The sequence below is a fragment of the Halomonas aquatica genome (assembly GCF_040196335.1).
Classification (GTDB): Bacteria; Pseudomonadota; Gammaproteobacteria; order Pseudomonadales; family Halomonadaceae; genus Halomonas; species Halomonas aquatica.
The window spans coordinates 131,080-146,827 of record NZ_JBEGCJ010000001.1 but is presented as its reverse complement, the minus strand read 5'-3'; the positions used below and the strand labels follow the sequence as shown (position 1 = coordinate 146,827).

The following is a 15,748-nucleotide window of genomic DNA, read 5'->3' as shown; positions in this document are numbered from 1 at the left end:
AGCCAACTTTCTCAGATTTCATCGTCGTCTGAGTCCAGTGCCGTAAGCTGGGCGCCCAGCTCCTGCTCGACGTCGTAGGCCGACGGGTGGAGCATCCGCTCGGCGTCTTCACGCTTGCGGCGACGCTCCGCGTGATGAGTGAGGCCGGTACCCGCCGGGATCAGGCGACCCACCACCACGTTCTCCTTCAGGCCACGCAGGTAGTCACGCTTGCCGGTCACCGCCGCCTCGGTCAGCACACGCGTGGTCTCCTGGAAGGAGGCCGCGGAGATGAACGACTCGGTGGCAAGGCTGGCCTTGGTGATACCCAGCAGCAGCCGCTGGTACTTCGCCGGGAACTTGTCCTCCGGCTCCAGCCGGGCGTTCTGCTCGAGCACGCGCACCAGCTCGGCCTGGTCGCCCGGGATGAAGTCGCTGTCGCCGGCATCGGTGATCTCCACCTTGCGCAGCATCTGACGCACGATCACCTCGATGTGCTTGTCGTTGATGCCAACGCCCTGCAGGCGGTAGACATCCTGCACCTCGGTGGTGATGTACTTGGCCAACTCGGCGATACCCAGCAGACGAAGGATGTCGTGCGGGTTGCTCGGGCCGTCCGAGATCACCTCGCCCTTCTCGACCGACTCGCCCTCGAACACCGCGATCTGGCGAAACTTCGGGATCAGCATCTCAAAAGGGTCGCCGCCTTCTGGGGTAATCGCCAAGCGACGCTTGCCCTTGGTCTCCTTGCCGAAGCTGATCACGCCGCTGATCTCGGCGAGGATAGCCGGCTCCTTCGGCTTGCGTGCCTCGAACAGGTCGGTGACCCGCGGCAGGCCAACCGTAATGTCTGTATTAACAACAACTTTCGACGGAATCCAAGCTAAAACGTCACCGACTTTAACCCTATCCCCGTTGTGAAAAGAAAATAGGGGCCTAGGAATGGGTGGTATAGGATAATGTGAACGATGCACCCAATTTTTTTCTTTGTCAGTGCTTACATTGCCTAACAAAGATCTTGCCCAGAGGGATAACTTACTCTTCCGGGGTTTACTCTTGTCTCCCATGCTCGTCTTGAAATAAACGAACAGGCCATCCTGATCGTAAGCAAACGTTCCTTCATCTTTAGAAATGATAGGCAGTATATGGGGGTTCCAGTTGGCCACTATATCGCCCGCCTTTACTATTTCGCCCCCTTTTACAGACAACTCGGCTCCGTAGGGCAGTTTGTAGTACTCGCGCTCACGACCCTGGTCGTCGGCGACGGCCAGAGCACTGGAACGGGAGACCACCACCAGCTTGCCGTCGCTGCGCTCGACGTGCTTGATGTTGTGCAGGCGCACCTTGCCGCCGTGCTTGACCTGGACATCAGAAACTGGCGTGCCGCGCAGCACAGCACTCGAGCGCTTTTTACTATCCAGCACTAACTGCATCCCCGGCTCGCCGATCGACTGAGCGGCGATGACGCCTACGGACTCGCCGATGTTCACCTGGTGGCCGCGCGCCAGGTCACGGCCGTAACAGGCCGAGCAGACGCCATGGGCGGTCTGGCAGGTGATGGTCGAGCGAACCACGATCTCGTCGACGCCCATGGTGTCGAGCTCGGCACACCAGGCCTCGTCAAGCAGGGTGCCACTCGGAATCAGCACGTCCTCGCTGGCCGGGTCGACCACGTCCTGGGCGACCACTCGGCCCAGCACGCGCTGAGCCAGGGAGACGATGATGTCGCCGCCCTCGATCACCGGATGCAAGGTCAGGCCCTTGTCGGTGCCGCAATCCGGCTCGGTGATGACCATGTCCTGGGCCACGTCGACCAGGCGACGGGTCAGGTAACCGGAGTTGGCACTCCTGAGCGCCTGGTCTGCCAGGCCCTTGCGCGCGCCGTGAGTCGAGATGAAGTACTGCAGGACATTCAGGCCCTCACGGAAGTTCGCGACGATCGGTGTCTCGATGATCGAGCCGTCCGGCTTGGCTATCAGGCCGCGCATGCCTGCCAGCTGGCGGATCTGGGCGGCACTACCCCGGGCGCCGGAGTCGGCCATGATGAAGACGCTGTTGAAGGAGTCTTGCTCGACCTCCTTGCCGTCGCGGTCCACCACGGTCTCCTTGGAGATACCGGCCATCATCGCCTTGGCGACCTGGTCGTTGGCCCGGGCCCAGATGTCGATGACCTTGTTGTACTTCTCGCCGGCGGTGACGAGACCGGAGGAGAACTGGTCCTCGATCTCCTTCACCTCGTCCTCGGCCGCATCGACGATCTCGGCCTTCTCGTCCGGGATGACGAAGTCGTTGATGCCAAGTGATATGCCCGCAAAGGTTGAATACCGGAAACCGAGATCTTTCAGCCTATCTGCCATTTTGACCCACTCGGTACTGCTCACAAGCCCATGAGCAGAGAGCATGAGCCGCTTTAACGCCTTCTTGTTCATTGGCTGATCGACCAGCTCGAAGGGCACGCCATCGGGGAGGATGCGGAACAGCAGCGCCCGGCCGACGGTGGTGTCGTAGATGCGACGATGGCGGCTCTGCTCGCCGGTCTCCTCGTCGAACTCGACCTCGTCCAGGCGAACCTTGACGCGGGCATGCATGGACACGCTCTGGGTTCCGAAGGCGCGCTCCACCTCGTCGAGGCCGGAGAACACCATGCCCTCGCCCTTGTCGTTGATACGCTCGCGGGTCATGTAGTACAGACCCAGTACCACGTCCCGGGAGGGCACGATGATCGGCTCGCCGTTGGCCGGTGACAGCACGTTGTTGGTGGCCATCATCAGCGCGCGGGCCTCGAGCTGGGCTTCCAGAGTCAGCGGCACGTGCACCGCCATCTGGTCACCGTCGAAGTCGGCGTTGTAGGCGGCACACACCAGCGGGTGCAGCTGGATCGCCTTGCCCTCGATCAGCAACGGCTCGAAGGCCTGGATGCCGAGGCGGTGCAGGGTCGGGGCGCGGTTGAGCAGCACGGGGTGCTCGCGGATGACGTCGGCGAGGATGTCCCACACCTCCGGCAGCTCGCGCTCGACCATCTTCTTGGCGGCCTTGATGGTGGAGGCATAGCCCAGGGACTGCAGCTTTGAATAGATGAAGTGCTTGAACAGTTCTAGCGCCATCTTCTTCGGCAGGCCGCACTGGTGCAGACGCAGGGTCGGGCCGACGGTAATCACCGAGCGGCCGGAGTAGTCGACGCGCTTGCCCAGCAGGTTCTGGCGGAAACGCCCCTGCTTGCCCTTGATCATGTCGGACAGGGACTTCAGTGGGCGATTGTTGGAGCCGGTAATGGCCCGGCCACGGCGTCCGTTGTCGAGCAGCGCGTCCACTGACTCCTGCAGCATGCGCTTCTGGTTGCGCACGATGATGTCCGGCGCATTGAGGTCCAGCAGCCGCTTGAGGCGATTGTTGCGGTTGATCACGCGACGGTAGAGGTCGTTGAGATCGGAGGTCGCGAAGCGGCCGCCATCCAGCGGCACCAGCGGACGCAGATCCGGCGGCAGGACCGGCAGCACCTCCATGACCATCCACGCCGGGTCGTTGCCCGAGCCCTGAAAGGCCTCCAGCAGCTTGAGGCGCTTGGAGAGCTTCTTGATCTTGGTCTCGGAATTGGTCTGAGGGATTTCCTCGCGCAGGCGACCGATCTCCTCTTCGAGGTCGATGTCCTTGAGCAGCGCCTGGACCGCCTCGGCACCCATGTGGGCGTTGAAGTCGTCACCGAACTCCTCGAGGGCCTCGAAGTACTGCTCGTCGTTGAGCAGCTGTCCCCGCTCGAGGGTGGTCTTGCCTGGGTCAATGACCATGAAGCTCTCGAAGTAGAGCACCCGCTCGATGTCGCGCAGCGTCATGTCCAGGAACATGCCGATGCGTGACGGCAGCGACTTGAGAAACCAGATGTGCGCGACCGGGCTTGCCAGCTCGATGTGGCCCATGCGCTCGCGGCGCACCGCGGCCTTGGTCACCTCTACGCCGCACTTCTCGCAGATGATGCCACGGTGTTTCATTCGCTGGTATTTACCGCAAAGGCATGAGAAATCCCTCAAGGGCCCGAAAATCTTGGCACAGAAGATACCATCACGTATCGGTTTAAATGTGCGATGGTCGAATGTTTCGGGCTTCTTGACCTCGCCGTAGGACCAGGAGCGAATTATGTCTGGCGACGCCAGCGTGATCTTGATCGCGTCGAACTCTTCGGACTGAGACTGCGATTTGAGGATTTTCACCAACTCTTTCATTCGGCATGACTTCTGGAGCTTTTAATATATGCCGCTATCGCCCCATCAGGATTTGCGGCCGACACTGTGTCGAGTTGGTCATAGCCTCGTGATCTAAGGTTTTTTTCGCGCCAGTTGTTGCCATTGACGCCACAAACGATATAGATCACCAGCACGATGAGGCTGGCTAACATGCCGACCTCTGTCTCAACAGGAAGGGCGCTGAGCATGAGTACGACCACAAGCAGCACAGCACCCAGCCCCCACAGTTTCTTCACCAGTGCCCAGATGGGGCCGAAGAAGAATCCTGGCCATGACCAGCCTTGCTTGACGGCTTCCTGCTTGCCTGTGGGGTGCTGGTAGATCCTGAACTCTTTCATACACTGCTCCGGCAGATGGTGTTGTCAGTCCGAAAGCGCTACTCCGGCTTATTCGAGAGGTGTCGCGTGATGATTAGTCGTTATAACGAATCGCTTGAATGATGGCCTTTCCCTGGCCCCAAGTGGTCATGGTGACACCTTGGGTATCCGTTGCATTGATCAGCATGGCATCGGCACCGCAACCGCAGGCCTCGGCGCGCGCGTGATCAATGGCGGCGGCGGCATTCTTGCGGTGAAATGCCGTGGTTCCAGTGCGCGAATCGATCAGACAGGCGGTCTGGTAAGAGCGTTGAATATCAGACTCGCTGACATAGATATCGAGTTGGCAACTGGCGGGTTTGGCCGCAAAATTATTGACAGGCGTGACACCGACGCTAGTGCAGCCCGTGACAAGAAGAGCGATGCTTACAGCTATCAGAATTTTTCCTTTCATGATGATTCCCTTGTGCTTTTTTCATGAGTTTTGTTTCTTTGGTTTTCAGCCTTTTTCGGACTGGCGATGATGCACGTTGCTTTTAAACATTAGTTTTGTGAATTCTCAAAAAACGCCCAGGCTTCCTCGTAATCCTTCTCCCGATCCGGGCGAGTGAAGGGGGCGTGGTATTCCACGGTCTTTTCCCAGGGGCCGTCGGGGAGGGTGTCGTCCAGGTAGGTCTTGCGGACGACGCCTTCCTGCATGTCCTGAATGTCTTCCCAGCCCAGTGCGATACCGTAATTTTGTGAAGAGCCCTTGCGGTCCGGGGATTCGATGGAGTAGTGGATATCTTTGTCCAGGTCCTTTCTGTTGGCCTTGCGGGGCAGACCGACGCCGACGAGGCCCTTGCTGGGGGTGAAGACGATGCGGCCGCGGGCGTCGTACCAGGTGTCGGCCTCGTACTGGCGCATCACCGAAAACTGCACGCGATAGATAGTCTTGAGGTCTTCCAGGCTCATTCCCAGCGCCTGGGCAACCAGCACGTCGATCTCGACCAGGGCCTGGCGGCGGGCGTAGTCGCTGCGCAGCGCACAGTGGCGCTGCCACTCCGAGGTGAGGTTGGCGAAGAAGTTGTGGTCCAGCAGCGAGCTTCGGCTGGCCCAGCGGGCCTGCTTGAAATCATCCAGCCAGCAGGAGTGCCAGAGATCGGCGTAGTGGCTTGTGAGGCACGCAAGTGACAAGGCACGAATCATTGCTGAATTTCTGGTTGTGCCTTTTAGATGAACCATCGGGAACTTGGCGATGACACTTTTGTTAGCATGGCCTGCTCCAGTCGTCTTTACCTGGAAATCGACTGGAACAGAAAGCGCGCCGATATAGAAGGTCAGGAGTTCCTGTTCACTCTTGAACACTTGCTGGATGCATGTGTGGATATTTCCAGGTCCCTTGGGTAACAGTGCGCCTATCAGTGTTCTCTCACCAGATTGGCTAAGCATTTCCCTACTGATGAACCGATAATACTCCGTTACCTTTCTGGGCTGGCTTTCCCCTTCCTCTATCCAGCTGACGCGCGGTGTGCGGGCGGCGTAGCTATCTGCACCGCAAGTGGGCACGTAGTTGGTGCGCGGCAGGTAGTCGTCGGGCAGGGCTTCCAGGTCTAGATTGTCGTAATCCTTGTTGCTCTTGCAGCCTGGGCGTGGTGACTTGAATAGTGGGTTGCCGACGAAGAAGTGCGGGCCGCTGAGGATCCATTCGCCGGAATCCTGGGGAAAGCGTGTTTCTCGCTGAATGGTGCCGTCGCGCTGGGCATAAGTCTCATCGAACATTACCGTCGATGTGTATTCGTCTTTGAGGTCCCCAAGGCGTATCGGTTGAGCGGCGAAGCGTTCCAGTACGCTGAGCAACTGACGGGCATGCAGGACCGGCAGGCGAGCCTGCAATGGTGGCGTGCTGGCCTCGTCATAGAGCGAGGCGAAGAGCCCCAGCGTATCCGTATCGACCTGGATCACGCGGTCGCGGTGTCCGGTGACGTTCCATTTCACGCGTGGGCGGCCGTCCTGGCCTTCGTATTCTTCCTTGATGCCGGGTACCTCACCCTCTCCATTATGTGAAAAGCAGGCGTCGATGGTATTGGGCACGAAGAGGTTGCCGAGATTCCAGAAGCTCGGGCTTCCCTCGAGGGGCCCATGGATATTAATGCTGAAAAGCGTCTGGTTATGGACCTCGGCGAACAACTTGGTTTCGTTGATGAACTGAAAGTGCGCCCTTAGCCGCGGATAGATCGCTTCGCGGAAGACGCCGCCCTTGGGGTCATCGTAGACAGTTTCGGGATGGAGGAAGCCGGCCACCCCTTGTTCGCTGCCCAACCGCCAAGCGGTGGGCAGGAAGCACTTGTAGAGGTTGGTCTGTACGCCCTTGAGCAGCGGGTAGTTGCTGGCGGCATTGAGAAACGCCTGGGTGCCTTCGCTCTCCTCGTATTCCTCCCGCCAGGCGGTGAGCAGGTCGGGATGGTCGTTAAAGGCCTGCTCGCGCATCTCGGCGAGCTTGCTGGCGGAGATGTTGCGCAGGGCGAAGAGCGGCTGGTGGTCGCCCATGATGCCGCCTTCCTGCCACTCCACCTTGAGCCAGGGGGGGTTACCCAGCACCAGGTCGAAGCCGCGGCGGCCGCTGAGGGCACCGGAGAAGATATCGGCGAATTCCAGCTCCCAGTGGAAGAAGCGGCGCTGCTCGGCCAGCTCGTCGGCGAGCGCCAGCCGCGGGCAGGCGCGGAACAGGGTCTCGAGCTTGACCACACCGAAGCGGTCGACGAAGCGCTGGCCTTCCTCCACCCGGTCCGGTTCCAACTGGAAGAGGTCCGGGGTGTCGTGGCTGGGGCCGCCGCCGATGGTGTCGCCGAGCAGCAGGGTCTCCAGGTCCCACAGCCACTCCTCGCGGCTGGGCAGTTCCTCGGTACGGTCGATGGGCCAGAACCACAGCGCGCACCAATAGTCCATGGCCAGCTTGAGCCGGCGGAAGGCCGGGGCGCTCTGCTGGTAACGCTGGGTGAGCGAGGCTTCCAGGGCATCCTTGAAGGCCAGGCTGGTGGGCTCGCCGATGGCCTTTCGGCCGTAGATGGGATAGGGGTCGCTGGTGCGGGTGCGAATGCGCGCCAGCTCGCGGGTGTGCTCGACCCACAGCGCCTCCACCTCGGCGCTGAGCCTTGTGAGGCGCTTTAGCTCGTCGGCGGCGAAGGGCTTGGTGAATTGTCGCTTCCACTGACGGATGGCGTTGGTTTGCTCGCTGAAAAGCTGGCGGGCGATGCGGTCGGTGTAATCCGCCATGCCCGGGAACGGCAGCAGAAAGTGCCAGATACGCTCGCCGAGCGGGGTATCTTCGCTGTCGTCGTCGGTGGAAAGTGCCACGGCATCGCCGGCGCGGTTGAGCCAGGCCGCCGGGTCCTTGGGCTTGAGCTTCAGGGCGCTGGCCGGGTAAGCCTCGCGGCGGGCGCCGATCAGCGAGTTGCCGCTGCGCAGCTGAAAGCCGAACCAGGGCACGAAGCGGTCGGCGGAGAGCGCGCCGAGCCATAGCGAGACCTCGGCCAGCTCCACGGCCACGGGGTTCAGGTCGACGCCGAAGACGTTGTGGTCGGCCAGGTACATCTTCACCCGCTGTTTCTCTGCGGCGTAGTCGGCCTGGGCGATCCTGTCGGCGCTCTTCGCTTCACGATCGTTTTGGTCTTCCTGCTGGCGGGCGCTCTGGGCCAGGGCCAGGTACTTGTCGGCGAGCTGGTCGATGGCCTCGTTGAGGAAGGCGGCACTGCCCATGGCCGGCTCGCAGAGGGTCAGGGTGAGCAGGCGCTCGGCGCGGGCGGCGTCATCGGGCAGTGGGTCGAGCTGCTCGGCGTAGAGTTCCTTCAGGGCGTATTTGACCAGCGAGCGGGTGAGCACCTCCGGGGTGTAGTAGGAGGCGGACTTCTCGCGGTCGCGGCCGGCTAGGCGGTAGAGGAAGCTGCTGCGCGGGTGTCGGCGCAGCACCCGGTGGCCGGCGTCGTCGCGGTCGTAGACCTTCTCGTCGTCGCGGAAGTGTTCCAGCTGTTCGGCGGTGACGAAGTAGCCGGTGTCCAGCGGGTCGGGGTTGGCCTCGCCGGTCTTCTTGACCTCGAACAGCTCCTGTTCGGCGAAGAAGCCGCGGTAGCTGAGCAGCGCCTCGTAGACGGCGCCGAGCTGGTTGATGCCCAGGCGCGCATAACTGATGCGTCCGCGGCGGCGTTTTCCCCGGCCGCCGGTGGTGGGCCGCGAGAGTGACATCTTGTGGATGACCTGCTGCCAGACGGCGTTGGGGAAGACCACGCTATCGAGCAGGCGGGTGCGTTCCGGGTCGAACAGGTGGCTCTTCAACGCCGGCAGGGTGAAGGCACTGCGCCCGGCCTGGCGTCCGGCGGTTCCCTCGACCTTCAGGCCGTCGAAATCGAGGCTGTCGGTAGTGGGGGCTTCCACGCCGTCGTGGACCAGGTGAAACAGCCGGGTGATGGAGTGGTGCAGGAAGCTGCCCTGGCGCTCGCGCTCGCTGGTCAGGGGCGTCATCTCCAGCTGGCGCAAGCCCTCCAGGGAGTAGCCGCTGAGGTAGACGGGGCTGTCTACCGGGGCGTAGCCGAGTTCGGGGCGGGCCTCGATGTAGAACAGGAACAGCAGGCGGTACATGGTGCGCAGGCACTCGCGGGAGAGGCGGTCCGGGTCGAGTTGGCCGGAGTAGATGCCCTCCTTGCGGGCGCGGGCGCGCTCGACGAGCTGGCGGGCGGCCTCGTTGCCGAGCAGTTCGATGCATTCGCGCAGGGCGTACTTGAGGTCCTCGCTGACGCCGTAGGCGTGCTTGTGGGCGTTCTCGTCGAGACTGTCGAGCAGGCTCTGGCCGTTGGCCTCGAGCAGAGATTCGCGCCCCAGCAAGACGCTTGCCGCTTTCAGCGCCTCGGTCTCGCGGCGGGCGAGCAGCTCCACCCAGTCGAAGCGCAGTAACTGGCCGCGGGCGAAGCGGGTGCGGTCGATCAGCACCCACTGGTGCGGCGCCACCAGCAGCACCCAGCGCGGCGGGCGTTCGCGGGCGAAGACCTCGCGGGAGAGCAGGCCCTGCCAGCTGGGCGGCGTCTGTGAGTCGAGATCGCGCTGCAGGGCCGTGGGCAGCGGGGTCTCGGAGAGCGAGAGATACTGTTCCATCAGCGGCGCGGCGGCCAGGGGGTCGCCCTCCGGCTCCTCGAGGGGCAGCGCTTCGATGACCCAAAGCAGCGGGGCGCCGTTCTGGGCGGAAAGCTCGGCAAGCAGCGGGATCTCGCAATCGTCGCTGAGCAGGCGCCGTTCGGGCTGCGTCTTGTAGCCGAAAGCCTCGAGCAGCGGGCGAGCCAGAGCCCGGGCATCCTCCACCGCCTCTCGGGCGCGGCCGCGGCGGGCCAGGGCGTGCACGGCCTCGATCTCGCGCAGCCGCTCATGGGCACCGCGGCGCATCAGGGCCCAGGGCGTCTCGCCGCCGCTATCGGTGGCGTGTTGCTGCCAGGCCTCGAGCACGCCGCGGATGTCACCCTCGAAGATGTCGGCGAGGTAGTGCTCGCTGTAGAACTCGTTGTCGTTGACGATGCCTGCGTATGCCATGAGAGCTCTTTTCAGGTGTCGTTGGAAGGGGGCGCCTATCGGCTGCCTCGGCCCTTCGGGTTGTTGCCGCCGCGCTTCTCGCGAGCCTTGCGCAACACCGTGCTGCCGACGTCCGCGGAGACACCGCCTGCGAGGCTAGCGCCGGTGAGAACTGTTTCTCCAGCCTTGCGCGTCCAGTCCTTGGCGGTGACTCCAAGCCCTGGGCGCTTGCCAAAGTGCTCGGTCACGGCCCTGAGCTCGGCCTGGTAATGCGCGGGGTGAAGGCCGGCGCTGGCCAGGAGCTCAAGCGTTTCGCGCAGGCGCGTCTCGGCCTTGGGTTTGTCCTGACCGCTCAGGCGGAGAAGGTGAATCCGCATTTCCTGGGTGTGGCGACGGTCGTCGTTGAGCCGCCAGCGCAGGTAGTCGCCCGCCGAGTTGTCGGGACAGCGCTCGAGCTTGGTGTCGATCTGCTCGCGCTTGGCGGTCAGGGCATTGAGCAGGCGGCCATGAAGGGCATCGAGACGAATATGGGCTTCGGCTTGCCATACCCGGTACGTTTCCCCGGAGGCGTGATGCTTAATCCCCTGGCTGACCTTGGGGGTAAGGGATTGGGCGAGTATCGGGCCGCCCGAGGCGAATACTAGGGCGCCAGCCGGACCGAACATGAAGCCGCCGATGATGGGGCCGGCGAGACCCCCGGCACTGGCCAGGCCGATTCGCACGCCGCCATCGAGCATGATCTGCTCGAGCGTCTGCCGGGCACTCAGCTGACCGCGTTGATAGGCCAGTACGCTGCGCGTAATCGTGATAAGGGCGGCTGCAGGCACGACATCCGGGCTGAATACCTCGGCGCCGGCCTCGAGAGACTGCGTCGTGAGTGCCTCGATTCGGGCGTTGCTGAGGCCTTCGAGGAAGAATACCTGGTCGCTCCATTCTTCGGGGATGCGTCCGTCGAGCTCGGTATTGGCGATGACGGGGATGTCATACCGTGCAAAGTGTTCGTGCAGGCCGGCGAGGCTGTCGTGGAACTTGACCTGCATGGGCTGTCCATCGACGAGCAGATCCCAGCCGGGGTTGTTGGCGGTCTCCGGCAGGCTGACGGTGTGGCCCTGAGCCATCAGCTGCGCGGCGACAGCCTGTTCGGCAACGTAGCCCTGGAGATGGCTGGTGGCGCCAAGAGCGGCGACCTGACTGCTGCCCTGTATCTGCTCGGCGAGGGTGGCGAAGTCTAGCCGGCTGTCGATATCAGCGGTGCGCGAGAAGTCGGCGGCCTGGATGACCTCGGGCTCGATGGCGGCAAGGTTGTATAGCACATCGCCGAGAGTCAGCCCGGCCATGGCGGCCAGGTTGCCCGCCTCGTTGCCGGTCAGGGGGCTGGCAGTTTCGGCTGGCGCTCGGTCACCGACTGACTCGACGTGTCGCGCCATGACCCGTTCTGTCTCGGCCGAAGGCCGCGGGTTGGGTGTGTCGGCGAGTTCTGCCAGGCGCTGCCATTCGGCCTGATAGGCGTCGATGGTTTCCTGTCCGCCCCAGAGCTTGTCGGAGGTGTCCCATCGATTGGGCAGATAAGGCGTCAGGGTGAAGCACTGCAAGGTGGCGTTCAGTGCGAGGTGGCCTTTTTGCAGGCCCGTCAGGGCCAGCAAAGAGATCACTCTGGCAGCGACATGCGCATTGACTCGGTCTTCAGCTTTCTTGACGAAGTGGACTCCAGCGGTGGCGGTCGCCGCCAGAATGGTGATGGGGTTGCTGATGACCGAGACAAACGAGACCAGGGTAGGGCCACTGATCACGGGGATGAAGGCTGATGCCTGCGCCGCCAGCAGGTACGGGGCGAAACCGCTGACGCCCACGCCGACGCCCACGGCGGTGAGTGAGCTACCGAGGATCGCCGTGTTGCGCATGGCGGCGTCATTGGCGCTGTTGGCGCTGGCCTCGTCGAGGAAACGCTCCAGCCGGTCGGCATCGATCCTGCCCAGCAGGGACACGGCCTCGGCCAGCGCCTGGTGCCGCTGCTCGGCATCTGGCGACAAGGTATCGCGTGACTTCGCCTTGGCGTCTTCGCTCAGCAGCTCATCCAGAACCGGCACCACGATATCTGAAAGCGTGGCCGTGTGGCCGCCCTCCTGTTTCCTGCCGAGCTTCTTCAGCCAGCGACGACTCGACTTCTTCACGTTGGGTGGGTCGAGCACCTGAAGCAGCCGAGCGACCATGTCGTCGGCCAGGTAATGGCAACCACGATGGGTGCTGGTCAACTGGGCGGGTAGGTCCAGTGCGTCGCGCAGGCGTATCCACAGCAGCAGGCGTAGCATGTCGTCACTGTGTTCACTATGTTGCCAGTGGGCCTGGCGCTGGCCGATTTCGCGGGCGTTCTGCTGAATTTCCTCGCTGTCTGGAGCGGGCAGGGCAAGGACGTCGAACTCTTCCTCCGATGGCGTCTTTCCGTAGCTTGAGACTTTCTCGTAGAAATCCTCGGCCCGCTTGACCAGGCGGCGGCGTATTTTGCTGTCATCGAACAGCGCGAGGAAGGTGGCGAGCACGTCGCGCTCGGCCCCGCCCAGGCCGGCCAGGACATCGACTGGTGCGATATCAGCCTGTGGCCTTGAAGATGGCGATTGGGTCATGTCGGTTTCCTTGGCCAGGCCATCATGCCGGTGAAGTCTCAGGTCTAGCGGGATCGCCGGTGAAGACGGCGGCGACCTGGAGCCAGGGCTGGCGCTCGATCTGCTGGGTGGCTTCGAGCCAGTCCAGGTAGTCGTCGAAGACGCGCTCGAGCTGGGCGGTGCGCTCATCGCGGCGGCGCTGCTTGCGGCCTTCCTGTTCGCGGCTGGCGGCGAGGTCGAGCTCGATCTGCCGGCGGTGGCGGGCCTTGAGGGCGTCCATGGACTGCATCTGCACATTGAGGCGTTCGTTGAGCTCGGATTCTCGGACCTCTCGGGTGGCATCCAGGTAGCGATGGGCGGCGGCAACGGCACCGGGAAGGGCAGCCTGCAGGGCGCTAGTGTCGCCGTGGATGCCGGGGTTGGGCAGGGCGGTGGGGTCGAGTGACAGCTCGGCCAGGGCGTCTTCCAGGGCCATGGGATCACCGATCTGGCCGTTGTCGGTATTCACCGGTACGGCACACCAGGCCTGGATCAGCGATTGACCTCGGCGGTTGGGATAGCCGCCCTGAAGTAGAAAGCGTGCCTGGCCTGGCGCGAGGTGGCCGGGCACACGGATCACCGGGGCGGTGTGGCGGCCAAACGCGTTGAGGATGCGGTCGCGCAGCCATTCCATTACCGGGTGAAGCGGCCACAGGTACTGCACGGCGGGCCAGGGGTCGTCTTCCTGGCGGGCCTGGTCGAGGGCCTGCTGCATGCGATGGATATCGGCCGTCAGGATGAAGCGGTCGTGCTCGGGGCGGATCTCCCGTGGTAGGTAAGCGAGCCGCTGGCGCAGATCCGCCGGTGCGACCAGTTCCAGTCGCTGGGCGTTTTCGTCGACGCTGGCCTGCAGTTCCTGGCCCTGGTCTCGCATCTCCTGGCGCAGCCAGTCGATGGCGGCGCGGCTCCAGGCCAGGGTGCTGGGGTAGAGCCTGGGTGGCTGGGCGGTCAGCTCGGCCAGGCTGGCGGCTTGAGGTTTGTCCGGGATGAAGGCCTCGAGTGGCGACTCGCTCTGGGCGAGCTGGTCGTCGAGCAGGCCGGCGAAGATGTCTGAGAGGTCATTGGGGTCGTTGTCGCGCTCCAGCACCTCGGTCACCTGGGCTTCCTGCTCTTCCTGAGTTCGGCCGGCGCTGAACTCCGAGGGGTCACCGATGTTGCGGCTGGCCTGGTCGTCCTTGTCGATGAGCACCTCGAGCACGCGCTGGTCGCCGCGCACCTTGGGGTGCCTCGATTCAGTGAGCAGGTAGCGGATCTGGGGGGCTTGGGTCTGGCCGTAGCGATCGATGCGGCCATTGCGCTGTTGGAAGACCATCAGCGACCAGGGGATATCGAAGTGCACCAGGCGGTGGGCGCGGTGGTGAAGGTTGATGCCCTCGGCGGCCACGTCTGAACACAGTAGCAGGCGCAGCGGGCTGTCACCGCGGTTGAAGGCCTCCACTGTGGCCATGAGGTCACGATCGCGGTCGGTGCCACGCAGCACCGCCATCTGGTTGGCCTTGAGGCCGGCATCGGCGGGCAGGTGTTCCTCGAGGAAGGCGAGCGTGACCAGGCTCTCGGTGAAGATCACCAGACGATCATCGGCGTCGCGGTGCCAGCCCAGTTCGCCCTGTCCGGCCCTGTTGCCCAGCAGTTCGAGCAGTGCCTGGTACTTGCCGAAGCGCTCCGGGGTGACGGCGCGAACCGCCAGGGCCAGGCCTTCTAGACTCGAGATATCGTCATCACGTTCGGGGCTGGGTGCCTGCTTTTCAAGGCGCTTGAGTCGATTGGTGATGGTGCTCAAGCAGGCAGCCGGGCTGGAGAAGAGGGTCTTCTCCAGGCGGGTGCGGAACAGGCCGCTGCCGGCGGTGCGCTTGCCGTCCAGGGTGTGGAAGGTGACGTTCATCAGCTCGTCGAAGGCGTGCTCTTCTTCGCGGCTGGCCGGGGCGTGGTGGCGGGCGATCTCGCGGTCAGGGAAGTCGCCGAGTTGGTCGCGGACGTGCTTCTTGAAGCGGCGGATCACCAGGCCCTTGTCGCGGAAGTCCTCGTTGGCATAGTCGCTGGGATTGGCGATGGCGGTCGGGTCCAGCATGTTCATCAGGCTGGCGAAGCTCTCGGCCTTGCCGTCATGAGGCGTGGCCGAAAGCATGATCAGGGTGTCGGAGCGTGTGGCTAGCAGCCGGGCCAGGCGGGCGCGCTGCGAGGCGCCGTGGGCGCCGGCGCGCTCGGCGACGTTATGGGCCTCATCAATGATGATGATGTCCCAGTGGGCCTGCTCCAAGTAGTGGCGATACTCGATATCCTGCTTGAGGGTATCGATGGAGATGATCGCCCGGTCGAAGTAGTGGAAGGGGTTATGGTTGGCCGGTATGCGGCCCCGTACCCTGGCTAACCCCTGGGAGTCGAGTCGGGTCAGGGGGATGGTGAAGCGGTTCCAGAACTCTTGCTGGAACTGGCCAAGCATGGATTTAACCGCCAGCACCAGAATGCGCTTGCCGCGTCCGCGGTGGATCAGCTCGCTGGTCAGGATCCCGGCTTCCAGGGTCTTGCCGAGACCAACGGCGTCGGCGATCAGGATGCGCGCCCGGGGTTGGCCCAGCGCCTGACGAGTGGGTTCGAGCTGGAAGGGCAGGGCATCCATGGCGGCATGGTGGCCGAGGTGGATGCGATCATCTGCCGGGGCGGTATCGCGCAGCTGGGTGGCCAGGTTGAGCAGGCCGGCGCGGTAGCCCCGCGAGATGTCGTCGACCAATTCGGTGGTGGCCGGGTCGAGGATGCGGATCTCATCTTCCAGACGGCTGAGAAACTGGGCATCACGGCCGCGTACCAGTTCGGAAAGCCCGGTGCAGCCGAGCAGGTAGCCACCGTCGTTCGAATGATCCAGGCGCGTGAGGCGCCACTCCGCGTCGCGGATTTCCAGGCGCATGCCCGGCGCAAACTGCTGGTCTTGACCCATGCTTCCCCCCGACGTCTGCGAGCGGCCATGCTCCGATTCGAGGGACGTGCTCCTGGTTTGTCAGTCGTGCGTCCCTGCGACTCCTGGGCACTTTTCTGTTAAGTGCTCTAA

At 63.4% G+C, this 15,748-nt stretch carries 6 protein-coding genes; all 6 read right to left on the bottom strand.

Annotated features, from left to right (window positions below; all coding sequences use genetic code 11):
* Window positions 1-11 precede the first annotated feature (11 nt).
* Window positions 12-4,196 carry a DNA-directed RNA polymerase subunit beta' gene (gene rpoC, locus ABE960_RS00610; RefSeq protein ID WP_349760280.1) on the bottom strand — a complete coding sequence of 1,395 codons (4,185 nt, stop codon included), beginning with the start codon at window positions 4,194-4,196 and terminating at the stop codon, window positions 12-14.
* Window positions 4,193-4,555 carry a DUF2628 domain-containing protein gene (locus tag ABE960_RS00605; RefSeq protein ID WP_349760279.1) on the bottom strand — a complete coding sequence of 121 codons (363 nt, stop codon included), beginning with the start codon at window positions 4,553-4,555 and terminating at the stop codon, window positions 4,193-4,195. The genes rpoC and ABE960_RS00605 overlap by 4 nt, the downstream gene beginning before the upstream one ends.
* Before the next feature lie 73 nt (window positions 4,556-4,628).
* Complete coding sequence (locus ABE960_RS00600; RefSeq protein ID WP_349760278.1) at window positions 4,629-4,988, bottom strand: hypothetical protein; 360 nt, start codon at window positions 4,986-4,988, stop codon at window positions 4,629-4,631.
* A gap of 89 nt (window positions 4,989-5,077) precedes the next feature.
* A complete protein-coding gene (locus tag ABE960_RS00595; protein ID WP_349760277.1) occupies window positions 5,078-10,087 on the bottom strand; it encodes an Eco57I restriction-modification methylase domain-containing protein in 5,010 nt (1,669 codons plus the stop codon).
* Between the two features lie 35 nt (window positions 10,088-10,122).
* Window positions 10,123-12,687: a hypothetical protein gene (locus ABE960_RS00590; protein WP_349760276.1), complete on the bottom strand. Its 2,565-nt coding sequence runs from the start codon at window positions 12,685-12,687 to the stop codon at window positions 10,123-10,125.
* 22 nt (window positions 12,688-12,709) lie between these two features.
* Window positions 12,710-15,637, bottom strand: a complete 2,928-nt coding sequence (locus ABE960_RS00585) for a DEAD/DEAH box helicase (RefSeq protein WP_349760275.1) — start codon at window positions 15,635-15,637, stop codon at window positions 12,710-12,712.
* Between the last annotated feature and the right edge of the window lie 111 nt (window positions 15,638-15,748).

Excerpts from the sequence above, each read along its gene's own strand:
- rpoC (WP_349760280.1), bottom strand. The coding sequence starts at position 4,196 with ATGAAAGAGTTGGTGAAAATCCTCAAATCGCAGTCTCAGTCCGAAGAG.
- ABE960_RS00605 (WP_349760279.1), bottom strand. The coding sequence starts at position 4,555 with ATGAAAGAGTTCAGGATCTACCAGCACCCCACAGGCAAGCAGGAAGCC.
- ABE960_RS00600 (WP_349760278.1), bottom strand. The coding sequence starts at position 4,988 with ATGAAAGGAAAAATTCTGATAGCTGTAAGCATCGCTCTTCTTGTCACG.
- ABE960_RS00595 (WP_349760277.1), bottom strand. The coding sequence starts at position 10,087 with ATGGCATACGCAGGCATCGTCAACGACAACGAGTTCTACAGCGAGCAC.
- ABE960_RS00590 (WP_349760276.1), bottom strand. The coding sequence starts at position 12,687 with ATGACCCAATCGCCATCTTCAAGGCCACAGGCTGATATCGCACCAGTC.
- ABE960_RS00585 (WP_349760275.1), bottom strand. The coding sequence starts at position 15,637 with ATGGGTCAAGACCAGCAGTTTGCGCCGGGCATGCGCCTGGAAATCCGC.